This is a genomic window from Pseudomonas fjordensis, from assembly GCF_976987115.1.
Map to the genome: position 1 here is coordinate 950520 of NZ_OZ336860.1, position 12081 is coordinate 962600.

Sequence of the window (12081 nt, forward strand, 5' to 3'; positions counted from 1 at the left end):
AGGTGCAGGACTCACTACCGATAGCTCTTTTCACGGTTGGTCTTTTGGCCGGATTACCCGTCAACGCTTTGGTTGTCAGTATTCCTGCTTTCTTGGAAAGACAATGGAGTTTGGACGCCGCCCAGATGCTGGGGCAAGAATCGCCTACTGAGCAACGTCCGCGTTCGTCCGTGTCATTACTGCCTGATCAAATAAACGCTCGATTCAGTATGACGCTACTGGTCATGGGAGGCCTTTCAAGCTGGGCAGCGCTGCACTACGGTGTTGGGGCAAGCGGCCTGGCCGCCTTGGTGTTGGTCGGTGGCTTGCTGACCCTGAGCTTGATTGACCTCGATCACCAACTGCTGCCCGACGTGCTGGTGTTGCCGCTGCTGTGGCTGGGCTTGATCGTCAACAGCTTCGAGCTGTTTACAACCCTGTCCCATGCCCTGTGGGGAGCTGTGGGTGGCTACCTGGTGCTTTGGGCCATTCGTTTCCTTTCCAGGTTGATCACCGGCGATTACGGTATCGGCCAGGGCGATCTGAAGCTGTTGGCCATGCTCGGCGCCTGGGGTGGCTGGCAGATCTTGCCAGTGACGTTGGTGCTATCGTCACTGGTATTTGCTGTGGTAGGAAGCACGCTCCTTGCGTTGGGCAAAATAGAGCGGACAGCGCATGTTCCTTTTGGTCCGTACCTGGCTGCTGCAGGTTGGCTCGCTCTACTCTACACACCGGCGTGGTCGGTCGTTTAAATCGCCTATGCTAGAAACAACCAACATTTCACCTTTCGCACATGAGTGGCGGTTGCTGGCCGCGTGTGCACATAGTGAAAATATGGTGCAGAGCTAGTTATCTTTCTGAATCAACAAGTCAATTGCCGACAGCAACATCACATCATTGGCAGGACCTTCCAGCTTTAGAGACCTGCCGGTTTTGTTGTCTCTAATCAGCACGGTGGGTGTCGCTGTGACCCCAGACTTAAGGGCTTCTTCTGCCTGCCTACTGATGCGTAGAGAGATCTGTTTATTGTTTGCAGCACAGGCCATCAGTGCCTGGTGACCAACGTCGTTGATGTCCAACTGACCATCAAAGCCTAGGCCGTTGCTACGAGTTCGTTCAAAGACCTGGTCGACGGCTTGCCAGAATGCCGGCGCTCCGCCCAACTCTCCTGCGCACTCAACGATTCTGGCTTCGTGAATCGCGGCCGAACCGTGGAAATCCAGTGGCAGGTGATGCCACTGAAGGTTTACGTTCTTCTGCTGCTGGACCCAGGCTTTGAGAGCCGGTGTGTAGATCTTGCAATACGGGCATTCCAGATCCGCAAACTCTGTCACAGTCCAGCGAGCATTAACCTGCCCAAACGTCCAAGGGCCTGGATGTTGTCGTGTTTGCACCTCGCTTTTGAGGACGGCGTAGCCGACAGTAATCAAAAAAAATACTAGAAAACCCACTACCCCCATATACCGAATCATGTGTGGAGCTCGGCCGTAGGCTTCGATGACAAGAGTGCTTGAATACGCAGTGCTTCAAGGAGGGCGTGTTCAGCACTCTCGGGCTGAGGGTGCTGTCGAAGCCAGTTGGTTAACACCGTTTGAAGCTGGGACTCGATGTCACGACGGTCCACGGCACGTATCAAAACCTGTTGCAGTTCCTCTATCAGGACGGGGGCGCAAACCTCCAAAGTCTGCAAAGCATCCTCACCAGGCTGTTCAAGCAACTGGGTCAGACTTTCAATCAGGTTCTGGGTCAAGGAATTCAGTGTTCTCATACGTGGCGCTCCAAGGCCGTGACTTGCTCGGGAAAAGTGATGATGTGAGGTTCGATACCGCGATAGCGGTCTAGCGTTGCGGCAACTTCAATGGCCGCGTCGAGCTCGTTGCAGCCTTTGGCCTGCATGATGTCGTAGCGTTGTTTCTTCTCTTCCGGTTCCGTCATGGCCAGGGCCAGGTACAAGCTAGGCGGTACCACTCGGAACAACATTTCCATGCTTTTGGATAGCACTACGCCCTCGGTAAACTTCCCGCTTTCCTTGCGTGCGGACAGCATCATCGATTTCTGAGCTGGGGTCAGTTCACGAAAGCGTGCGATCTTCTCCACCTCATCAGGCGGCATATTCAAGCAGATCCACCACTCAATCATGTTGAGTAAGGCCGATGCCTCTGGTGGCACGTCGTCAACGTTTTGAGTGGCCATCCAGAACCAGGCTCCCAGCTTTCGCCACATTTTGGTGATCTTGACGGAGTAGGGGGACAGCAGTGGAACCTTCAACTGGATGTGGCCTTCGTCGGTGAAAAAGATCAGGGGGCGGCCTTTGAATTGATCCCGCTCTGCGATGTTGTTGACTGTGTTGAGTAGCGAAATGTAGGCGATGGCCATCTGTGCGCTGTAGCCTTCTCGGGCATACGTAGCCAAGTCGACAATGGTGATATCCGCTTCTGGCCATGGCGTGCCTGGGCGGTTGAACATGTCGCCCTCAGTGCCCATGCAGAACATGGACAAGGCTTCTGCCATCTCCAGAAAGCGTGAGCTTCGAGCAGCCGGGATACCCGGTTCATGCCCCATCTCTCGCAGTGCATCACGGATGTCTTCAGGGAGTACGATGCGTTGTTCCGCTACACATTTTTGTGCCGCATTGAGAATGCATTGGCGGATGGCGCTGCGATCAGCCCGGGTAAGGCGCGCATCTTCTTTATCCTCCCCGCCAGTGATCATCAGCCTGGCTGTAATTTCCATCTCTCCCAGGATGTCGCGCTGTTCGTCTTCGGTTTGGCTTGCCAGGTGTTCGTCCGAGGCCTCGAGGTCATCAGCCTTGAGAGTTTTGACGTTTGCGGTGGGCTCAATGAGTTTTTCAGCATCGGCGAAGGGCGCTAAGCTAACCCCTGATCCTGGCGCAAGCCGGACACGGTTAACCGTCAAACCGAGCTTCTTGGCAAAGTCACCCAGCAGACCAAAACTGTTGCCGGCTTCAACGATGAAAAGTCGCGGCCGATAGATGGCAACGATCTGACTGAGGATATTCGTTGCGCTGGCTGACTTTCCTGAACCTGTAGGTCCGAAGATGAAAAGGTGCGCGTTCATCTGGCGGTCCAGCTTGTTCAGCGGATCGAAGGTGATCGGCGCTCCCCCACGATTAAACAGCGTGATGCCTGGGTGACCGGTTCCGGTCGACCGTCCCCAGACGGGAGCAAGGTTTGCAATGTGTTGAGCGAACATGAGTTGCGCATACCACTCCAGTGCTTTGCGCTCATTGGGATCAAAATTGCCGGGCAACCATCTGAGGTACGAGTTTAAGGGGGCAACCTCATCCCGAGGTTCCACGGGTTCCATACCCGCTCCTAGCAAGGCACTGCTCAGTTGCAAACTGCGCTCCTGCAACTCCAAATCGTCTTTGCCGCGTAGGTAAAAAGCTACGCTGCCCCGGTACAGCTTGTGCTTGCGGCCGAGCAACTGGCGGGCGACAGCAACGTCTTCGCGGGTCAGGATCGATGCTTGGGTATCACCAACGGCCTTGCGTGAAAGCTGCTCCAGGTGGCCTTCAAGTATGTCCTGCGGAGTGATCACGAGCGTGATACAGAGAATGGTGTCCTCTGGCATTTTGTCGAACAGCGCATTGAGCGCATCACCGCCCTTGCGTGTTTCACCGGTCAGGTGTCCCGTCTTAGGCGCTTCCCGCAGACGATCGAGCATCACTACGCGGTGGGGCAGGCCGTCGAAGTACCACAAGCCTTTCTCTGTATCCGACAGCGGTTCGCGGTAACACAGGTTTTGCGAAAAGTCGGTCCCGCTGGCCAGCGGCAACTCGCCTTCCTCAGTTGCCGGCACCTGCTTGCAAACCACCTCATAAAATCGACGGATATCAGCGTCTGCAGGGCCGAGATGGTCAGGCCGTGGATTGAACCAGTGAATCAGCCAGTGTCGGATAGCATGGCCATCCATACGATGGGTTTTAATGCCGGCGTTAGCCAACCCGCCTACCAAGCGATCACAGATGATTTTTAAATAGGGGGCAGGTGCTTGGCCGCGCACGTCAGCTTGAGCCCCCTGAGTACGTCGGTAGACGACAATGCGGACACGGCGTTGCTGGCCCCTCCAAGGCAGTTGGCTGACCTTGGTGTCTTCAAACAACCCGCCTGGCTTGGAAATAGCCTCCAGGTGCTGCTTGATCAACTTCAGGTAAAGCTCGGTGAAGTCACTGCCCTGTGCCCGGGGTTGGATATAGTCGTGCAACTGCTGCAGGTAGTTGTCCCAACTGGTTTCGTCCTGAGCGTACAACTGCACGACCCACGGGGAGGTTTCCAGCTCATCGAAAGAGTCTTGCAGGGCGTTTTCCAAGGCATCCCGGGCTTTGCGCAACCAGTCGGGATCTCGACCTTCGGTGCCGATCGGTGTCAGCTCGAAGAACGCAGCACGAGACACGCCGTCTTCCAGCAGCATGGCTCTTTCCGCCGGCAGATAGTCCACCCACGGCAGAAGATCCACGAAAGAGGGGTTCACGTCATACATGCGGTCTACGTCAGCGGTAGTCGCTGGTTTTTTCTTTGGGTTGCGCCAATCACTCGGCGAGGGAATGCCCATGGCAGCGAGGCGTGCGAAGTAGCGTTCGGTCGCTGCCTCCAAAGATTCAGTGGCTGATGCCTGCACGTCGACATGCTCGGTAGCATTAACTGCGAGCTCCGGCTCGACTCGGTCTGAGCCACGTCGTGTTTTAAACCGCTCAAAAAACCTCATTAATAGGACTCCGTGCGTTCGCCAGGCATGGCGTATTGCACGCGCTGGTACAACGGGAACACTGTGGTGTAGCCCGGGATAGGGGCTGGATCAGAGCCCGCCAGATGGGGAAAGACATACATGACCAGGTCCGGATTGGGCAGACGCTTAAACTGGCTGTAGATCTCGTTTTGGGCTGTGCGGGTGAATTTGGCGTTGTCTGTTTCACCCGTCTCCAGAGGTCGCCGAAGGTTTTGGCGCGCATCGAGCAACTGGCGGCTACTCGTGCTATTTCCTGAACCACTGGCACCTTGATCCCAAACGTCCATCATCGTGCTGTCGCCATGGGGGAGCAGCTCGTCCTTGCTGGTGGAGCAGCCAGTCCCGAGCATTGCGATCACCAGGTAGGTTCCGATTTTTAAAGAATGATTAGTCAAGCGCAGTCGAAGCATGACGGGCTCCTGAGCGATAGTTGACCTTGCGGCCTTGGAGTTCGTAGTCGATGGTCAGCTGCTGGTCTAGGTGAACAGCAACTTTCGCCCCGGGCTGCACGTACACTGCCGCGAAGGCTTGCCCGTAGAGCTTGTTCACCCAACTGGACACATCATTGACGCCTTGGCCGATGATCTTGCCCATGGCGTCACTGCCTGAGCCGCCAACTGAACCTATGGTCCCGGACTGCGGATTTATAAATGAACTGCTGTTTCCATCCGATTTGATTAGGGAGGCAGCGCCGGCGCCGGCCGCGGTAATCAGTACCTGGGAACCGATGTATTGCGAGGCGTTGCTTTTACGATCGCCACTGATGCACGGAATACCGTAGGCATCGCTGATCCAGCCCAGGCCTCCCTGTATGGTGTTCTGGTTGCCATTGTTCTGGTTATTGCTGTTCTGACTGCCATTCGTTTCTTCTTGTGGCTGTGGCAGCGTCCGTACCGTGCCGTCATTGAAGACAAAAGTCAGGCTTTTGATCTGCCCGCGTACGCAAGACAAAGTCCAGTCGCCGGACGCTGTTCCGCTGGCCACGGCGCCGGCAACATCGGGCAAATCGATACCGTTGGCGGTGAGGTTGTCCGGGCCTATCAGTACTTTGAAGGGGTAGGGGTCGTTGACCGTGCCGTCGATGGGCACCCGGCCGATCAATGCGGACATCGCGACAGAACCCATCAATGTGGAGTTCTGTGGCAGCGTATAGACCTTGCGCACCTGTTTGCGGGCCTCCTGTGGCGAGATCTCACTCGCAACGTTCTGAGCGCTCGTACGAAGAGCATTTTGCCCACGGTCTACGGACTCGCCGAATGAGGTTGGGAAGTTAAATCCCGAGGCGGTTTGATTGGAACCGGCCGCAATGGGCTTCCCGTTGATATCGACAGGAGTAGCGTCCTGCGGCTCGATCCATACGACATCCGGTCCAGGCGCGCCTTTGAAGTCCTGCCCATCACCAGGCTGAACGCCGAATCCGATCGGCAAATCCGATCCAGACTGATTGCTGCTAGCTGATTTGCTGCTCAGTGTGTTGTATTGCTGCTGCAGCGTATCCAGGATGGTCTGGCTCTGTTGTTGTGACTCCTGTTTCATTGTTTGCTGGGCGTTTTGCAGCTTGCTGTCAACGTTGTCGTTGATCGACTGCAGGCGTCTTTGTAACTCCTGGTTTTGTTGCTTCAGCTCATCATTGTTCTTCAACGCATTGGAGACCTGGTCTTTGAGCTGTCTGCTTTCCACGACGATGGTGCGCAGCGTGTCGCCGGGGGTATCGCCGTCAACGCCAAGCTTTTTTGCTTCACCCGTACTGAGCACGAGCGTTTCTGGAGCCTGAGTCTGTTTCTCAGAACTGTCCTTACTGAACAGTTTGACCACCATGAATAACGCCAGGATCGCGAAAGGGATGACCAGGAATTTGACCAGAGGATTACTCTTCATGGTGACCTCCTTTCGGATCGATCTGGCTGACGGCCGCCGGCAGTAACGATTCGGCCAAACCATGGCCGCGTGTCACCAGATAGACCGTTGTGGTGTCACTTGCTTCACCCTTGGTACCGAGGTAAGGGTGCTGAAACGTCGCCGTGATGAAGTCTCCCATCAGCTCCCGAGGATCCAGTGCAAGGTGCTGAGTGCTGGTGTTGCGCAGTTTCACTGCCGTCACCCAGTAGTCGTCTAACCGCCATGCACCTAAAGCAGAGGCCTCGACCGGCAACGTCGGCAGCAACGTGGTGAGGTTCAGGCCCCGCTTAAGATTGACCTGGGCGATACCGTCTACAGGCTCCACGGTGCGCAGAGGGGCATAGAGCATCTGTGCGGCATAGCGTGTAATGACCACAGGCAGAGGCGACTCGCGGCGCGGAGTCGGCGGATCCTCGTCTTGAACGTTGGGCTCCGACGTGGGGACCGGAGCGCGACTGCTCGTCGGCTTAGAACTTGCCTGCCCGTAACGAGGCGAGGAACCTTCACCTGCAACAATTTTTGCAGGCTCGGGCGCGGGCTGATTTGGTTTACCTTCTGTAGCAATGATGTCCACCAACATGATTTCGCCACTGCTCATATTTTGGAGCTGCAGGCGAGTTGGAGGTATGGGTTCTTTGGCCAGGAGGTACAGTGCGCCACCGGTGCTTTGTACGCGCAGCTTATCAACCAAATTCCGGGGCAGACCCACTCGAACATTTTGGTCGACAAAAACAATGCGTTCCTGGCCGACGATCAAAGGCAGTGCAAGTGGAATTCGGTCCCAGCGTAAAATCTCAACTGCGTTGGCCATGCTGAAGAAGTTGAGCATGAGCATTCCGATAATCAGCAGCCGACGCATCATCATTTGCCTCCCGATCGGGCAGGTTCTGCGGAGACTTCGATGCGCTGAGGATTGCTGCTGTAGCAGTCCCAGGCGAGTCCAAAAGGATTCTTCTCGGGGTCAATGTCGGATCGGATGATGTGCAGCGGGTAACGCGCTAGTGCCCGTTTCACGCGTTCGCCGCCGTAGTGCTCGTCAGCGGTGATATCCAAGTTGACCGTCCAGTCGTTGATGCTGTGCTGCTCAATATGCTGTTCTGTTTTATCGTCAATTCCTCGGCCTGGAATCTCGAATACACCGCGCTCGCGTTTGCGCAACTCCCCACTGTTGCGGCGCAGCTCGAAGTCTTTTTGCAGATACGCTTTGCAACTGGGCGTCAGGTAGCCACCCAAACGGGCGATGTTGTCTTCGTAGTCGGTTTCACCGTCGACGGGCCAACGATTCATCTGCTGGAATATATACAACCCAAAGGCATACACAGACTCTGGGGGGACATCCCACCACTGTCGGGTGCTGCCTGACCGGAGGTCAGGCGGTACATGGATAGTCAAATCACGCGGTGCGCTCTGCCAGCCATAGGCCATGTACAGCCCCAGGGCGATCAGCAGGCCAATGACCAGGCGCAGGCTGTTGATATGGGACAGTTGGGCGTCCACTTTTTTTCGATAAGTCATTGAGCCCCCGTTCTACGGCAGGTCCACGCACCCGTGCGTGTGATCAGGTGGGCCTTGTTCCAGGTAGGAAGATATCGTGCAACGCTCAGTTGCATCTGGCGGTAGAGCCAGGTGTCCGGTCGGCCGCGTTTCCAACGCCGTAAAAAACGGCTGGAGAGGGTCAGCCCAAGGATCGCAAAGAGCATGGCTGTGGCGATAATCAGCGCCCAGATATGGGTCAAAATTGCTGCCAGAATCCCAATTACCAATCCTGAGCCGGCACTGATCGCTAGGGTTGCCCACATTTCATCGGCAGTGAGGCCGCCCATGATGACCGGCTGATTGTTCAGCCGCACCGGTAGGAAAATTAGCGTCCCATCGTCAGAGAGTTCTGTCATGGTCAAGGCTCTTTAAAGAATGTTAGTTGCCTTGGTGATCAGGAAGATGGCGACACCCAAGATGGCCACACCGACAGCGGCCGTCGCTCCAAGATCAGCCCATTTCTTCTTGCCGTGTTGGATCTCGTGGTAAACGCCGAAGGCGTGCCACGCTACCCCGGTGAAAATGACGGCGCAGACGATCAGACCCATCAGCGACATGCCGTCAAAGGCGTAGTTCTGCATGGTTTGCATCAGGTTAGAGCCCTCACCTCGAGTCGGAGGTTGGGACTGGGGGAGGGCAGCCATGGACAGTTGTGGAAGAGCAAGCATGCCGATCAGCATGTAGCGTGTTTGTGAAAGCAAATTCATGGTGAGTCTCCAATACGATCAACTGAGTACAAAGGTGGTGAGGATCATGCAAAGCAGCAGGATGCGAACCAAAGAGGTCGAAGCAATCGTTCGGTCAAGGTTGCCGGTGGCCCATCCTCGGTAGCAGCTCCAGACGGCCCAGGCCCCCCACACGAACGTGATAGCCACGGCCACGCCGACGAAAAATAGGTAGCTCGACGAAGCCGGGAAACCACTCGCCGCTTGAAAGGCGGACGCCTGAGCGCCGTTCATGCTCATGGCTTGCGACCTTCGGTGGTGTATTGGCCCGAAAGCTCGGCTGGATCCCGAGGTTGGGCTCGGCTTGGCGTCAGGTAGCCCTCCAAGCCATGGCGGATTCGGGCGATGTCACCCGCCAAGCGCTGGTAATCGAAGAAGTACCGTTTGCCCGGCTCGTCTGCTACTTGAGCGCTACGACGTGCTGTGTCCTCCAAGGCATTCAACTGGCGGATCATGACGTCCAGGTTGGCCTGTTCGGAGGCAGAAGCAGCTACCGCTTGGGAGGTAGACAGAATGATCCCGAAAAGCGAGATCAGTCCTGTCAATAAGAATCGGCATGTAAGGGCGGGTAGGCGCAGTGTCTGGATCACGGCTAGGCTCAAGTCATTCCTGTTGCCGTCAGCTTGCCGTGATCACACTATAGTCGCCGCAAGAAAACCATATTCCGGGCCGTTAGGATTTCTTCGTACGGTAACTGCACCCTCAGTCTCGTTGGATCGAGCGTTTGAAGAAAAGAAGATAGCCGGTGGGCAAGGCAATGCCGTATGCCCAGCCCTGGGCATTTTGATTGCCAATCTGGACTTCGCCCCTGACTACGGGTTGAACGCTGATCAGTTCCCAACCCTCTTGGCCTAGCTGAGCAAGGCGCTGCTGGTGTTCCGGATCCTGCAGGAAACCTTGAATGTCAGGTTCGGTAGATGGCTCTTCGGACTTGAACATGAAGAGCTTTTTGGTTCGGACGAGATAGTTCAGCGGGGCGAATTCGGTATGGTATTCAAATGCCTGGCGACTCATGGCGACATCCTTCATGTGTGGAGCTGCCAGGTTTTCAGTATTGAGGATGTGCAATCAACCGGAAATACTCTGCGACTGAATCGGTGATTTTCGTTGCTTGGCGAAGCTGACGTTTAAGCCTGGTCGGTGTAGCATCTTAGTGAATCTCATTACTACGAGCGTCTTATGACGGCCTATCAAAAAGATTTTCGACGTTTTCAGTTTCCTGGATATGATCACATAGGTACTTGTTTTTTAAGGGTGCGAGTGAATTCAGATGGAACGTCTATATTTCTATGTTCCCAGCTCAAAAATTACACCGGCACATCCGTGACTAATGTTGTTGAAGAAATTTTCGTAAAAGCCGTGAGTGAGTTGCAGAAATCTGGCCTATTCAAAATAAAGCGTCCACATTGGTACAGTCTCAAGCGCGAGTTGAGCTTTTCAGAAATTTTAGCCCGCAGCTCATGGGTGGAGCATTACCCCAAGGGCGTGGGCATTTCATCCGACAAAGATACATATGCGTTGGTAAGTTTTGATCGCGATCTTAAACCCGCTTGGGACTACGTCTCATTAGAGCGTGCGATAAAAATATGCGGCGTTGAAAAAGATTTCTTCCACATCTCGCAAGAAGATCTCGATTATGAGCAGAAATTGGAGTCTCCCTACTAGCCGTCTATGAGCCGCTAACAGAGGTATCAAAGACGCTCTGCTGGGTGCGAATTCCCTTTTAGCGTACTTGCCCTGCTAGAGATGTTCTTGCATCCACATAGCGCTGCATGATGGATAACACCATCGAGTTTAACGCCAGTATCTTCATTGCCCGCGTCACGGCCACATATAGCAGATTCAGTTCGTCGTCTTTGCGACCCTGATCGATATCGGGCGACAGCGGGTCAGCGCTGAAGTCGTCATACAGGCTCACAAAATCCCATTCTAACCCCTTGGCTTTATGCCCTGTGGTCAGTGTAATCGTGGCATCCAGCTCGTTGTCTACTGACCGAGCCCGCAGTGTCCGGATGCGCTGAGGCAGATCGGGATAGGCAGCTATGATCTTGATCGATCGCAGCATCTCCGAGTCTTGGCTCACCTCGGCAATTTCAACGTATTGCGAGAAGTCCCGGTAATCACGCAGTAACTTACGGTTTTGCACGGATTGGTTTTGGTTGCGGCTGAACAGATACAAGTCTTCCAGGTCGCGCAATGAATAACTGTCGATGCCACCTACCCAATAGATCTTAGGCTTGCTCGCTACCAAGCTAAGCGCGTTCTCTATGACGCCGGTAACCGTGCGATGGATGTATGTGCGATGCGGGAGGTCTTCAGGAAGCGCACGTTTAACCTGGGTTTTGGGGCCTAACCCTTGCAGCTTTCGAGTTTCACCCTTGTAAAAAAGGATGATGTTGGCCACATGCGCGACTGCTGGACCGAAGCGAAAGCTCTGGGTCAGGTAGTGGCGCTCTGCATCGGCCATCCAATCGCTGTTGAGAGCGTCTTCGGCACCACGGAAACGGTAAATCTGCTGGTGAGGGTCGCCGACGGTGACTTTGCAGATGCGCTGTATCCTTACCAAGTCGGCAATGACCGGGTTCACGTCTTGACCTTCATCGAGCAGAATCGCCTTAAATCGCTGACTCAGGTCAGGTTTACTCAACTGATACAGCTTTAAATATCCATCGTGGGTGATCAACATTCCCGTGTCCTGCAGGTCGATCATCCGGTTCCAGATAGTTCTGGCGACACCCAGTGCACTGTCCAGAAATCGTTCCTGCGCGCTGGTGAGCATTCGTTGACCCTGAAACCTGGGAAAGTGTCCGCGGCCGAGCTCGTTATCGGCGCTGGCCATGAAGTTGTTCAGCGTACTCAGTACATCTCGTACCAGCTCCCAGTCCTGGGTATTGATGGCTCTGGCGATATCGGTGAGGCGTAAGTTATTGGTCTGTTTGGCGGCGTATTGGCTGCCATAGACCGCATAAGCCAAGCCATGCGCCGTCTTGCAGACCACATTGCGAGGAAAGCGTCCCTTGGCTGCGAGCTCGACGGGTTTGTTGTAGCAGAGATAAAGCATTTTCACCGAGGCGTGGTGGGTGGCATAACCAACCAGTGTTGTGGTTTTGCCTGTGCCGGCGAAGGCTTGGACGAGTAGCTTCTCTGCTGTTGAATCGACGATGGGCTGCTGTTCTTGTGTCCACTGCATGGG

Annotated in this window: 15 protein-coding genes; 2 read left to right on the forward strand and 13 right to left on the reverse strand. The window is 55.0% G+C overall.

Going from position 1 to position 12081, the window contains the following annotated elements:
* The first annotated feature begins 2 nt into the window (after nt 1-2).
* Nucleotides 3-731: a prepilin peptidase gene (locus tag ACWHXD_RS04205; protein WP_032873819.1), complete on the forward strand. Its 729-nt coding sequence runs from the start codon at nt 3-5 to the stop codon at nt 729-731.
* 93 nt (nt 732-824) lie between these two features.
* Here ACWHXD_RS04205 and ACWHXD_RS04210 read toward each other — a convergent pair whose 3' ends face one another.
* The 12 genes from ACWHXD_RS04210 to ACWHXD_RS04265 all read right to left on the reverse strand — a co-directional run bounded on the left by ACWHXD_RS04210 (nt 825) and on the right by ACWHXD_RS04265 (nt 9902).
* On the reverse strand, nt 825-1451 hold the full coding sequence (locus ACWHXD_RS04210; protein ID WP_019819634.1) for a DsbA family protein: 627 nt from the start codon (nt 1449-1451) through the stop codon (nt 825-827).
* Nucleotides 1448-1747: a hypothetical protein gene (locus ACWHXD_RS04215; RefSeq protein WP_019819636.1), complete on the reverse strand. Its 300-nt coding sequence runs from the start codon at nt 1745-1747 to the stop codon at nt 1448-1450. The genes ACWHXD_RS04210 and ACWHXD_RS04215 overlap by 4 nt, the downstream gene beginning before the upstream one ends.
* Nucleotides 1744-4707 (reverse strand): conjugative transfer ATPase, encoded by a 2964-nt coding sequence (locus tag ACWHXD_RS04220; RefSeq protein WP_032873822.1) that lies wholly within the window; start codon nt 4705-4707, stop codon nt 1744-1746. Before ACWHXD_RS04220 ends, ACWHXD_RS04215 begins: the two co-directional genes overlap by 4 nt.
* Nucleotides 4707-5138, reverse strand: a complete 432-nt coding sequence (locus tag ACWHXD_RS04225; protein ID WP_019819640.1) for a TIGR03751 family conjugal transfer lipoprotein — start codon at nt 5136-5138, stop codon at nt 4707-4709. The genes ACWHXD_RS04220 and ACWHXD_RS04225 overlap by 1 nt, the downstream gene beginning before the upstream one ends.
* Nucleotides 5116-6606 (reverse strand): TIGR03752 family integrating conjugative element protein, encoded by a 1491-nt coding sequence (locus ACWHXD_RS04230; protein WP_019819642.1) that lies wholly within the window; start codon nt 6604-6606, stop codon nt 5116-5118. Before ACWHXD_RS04230 ends, ACWHXD_RS04225 begins: the two co-directional genes overlap by 23 nt.
* Complete coding sequence (locus tag ACWHXD_RS04235) at nt 6596-7489, reverse strand: TIGR03749 family integrating conjugative element protein (RefSeq protein WP_019819644.1); 894 nt, start codon at nt 7487-7489, stop codon at nt 6596-6598. The genes ACWHXD_RS04230 and ACWHXD_RS04235 overlap by 11 nt, the downstream gene beginning before the upstream one ends.
* Nucleotides 7489-8142 (reverse strand): PFL_4703 family integrating conjugative element protein, encoded by a 654-nt coding sequence (locus tag ACWHXD_RS04240; RefSeq protein WP_019819645.1) that lies wholly within the window; start codon nt 8140-8142, stop codon nt 7489-7491. Before ACWHXD_RS04240 ends, ACWHXD_RS04235 begins: the two co-directional genes overlap by 1 nt.
* Nucleotides 8139-8519, reverse strand: a complete 381-nt coding sequence (locus ACWHXD_RS04245; RefSeq protein WP_019819648.1) for a TIGR03750 family conjugal transfer protein — start codon at nt 8517-8519, stop codon at nt 8139-8141. The genes ACWHXD_RS04240 and ACWHXD_RS04245 overlap by 4 nt, the downstream gene beginning before the upstream one ends.
* A 12-nt stretch (nt 8520-8531) precedes the next feature.
* Nucleotides 8532-8870, reverse strand: a complete 339-nt coding sequence (locus tag ACWHXD_RS04250) for a TIGR03745 family integrating conjugative element membrane protein (RefSeq protein WP_019819650.1) — start codon at nt 8868-8870, stop codon at nt 8532-8534.
* 18 nt (nt 8871-8888) lie between these two features.
* Entirely contained in the window at nt 8889-9128 is a 240-nt protein-coding gene (locus ACWHXD_RS04255) for a TIGR03758 family integrating conjugative element protein (RefSeq protein WP_019819651.1), read from the reverse strand.
* The gene (locus ACWHXD_RS04260; protein ID WP_232005465.1) at nt 9125-9433 is read right to left on the reverse strand and encodes an integrative conjugative element protein, RAQPRD family; all 309 of its coding nucleotides are present in this window, start codon (nt 9431-9433) and stop codon (nt 9125-9127) included. Before ACWHXD_RS04260 ends, ACWHXD_RS04255 begins: the two co-directional genes overlap by 4 nt.
* A 157-nt stretch (nt 9434-9590) precedes the next feature.
* Complete coding sequence (locus ACWHXD_RS04265; RefSeq protein WP_019819655.1) at nt 9591-9902, reverse strand: hypothetical protein; 312 nt, start codon at nt 9900-9902, stop codon at nt 9591-9593.
* A 165-nt stretch (nt 9903-10067) separates the two neighbouring features.
* Here ACWHXD_RS04265 and ACWHXD_RS04270 point away from each other — a divergent pair, with 165 nt between their 5' ends.
* Nucleotides 10068-10553 (forward strand): hypothetical protein, encoded by a 486-nt coding sequence (locus ACWHXD_RS04270; protein WP_019819657.1) that lies wholly within the window; start codon nt 10068-10070, stop codon nt 10551-10553.
* 58 nt (nt 10554-10611) lie between these two features.
* Here the strand turns inward: ACWHXD_RS04270 and ACWHXD_RS04275 are convergent, their stop codons facing one another.
* The gene (locus tag ACWHXD_RS04275; RefSeq protein WP_019819659.1) at nt 10612-12078 is read right to left on the reverse strand and encodes a UvrD-helicase domain-containing protein; all 1467 of its coding nucleotides are present in this window, start codon (nt 12076-12078) and stop codon (nt 10612-10614) included.
* Nucleotides 12079-12081: the final 3 nt, after the last annotated feature.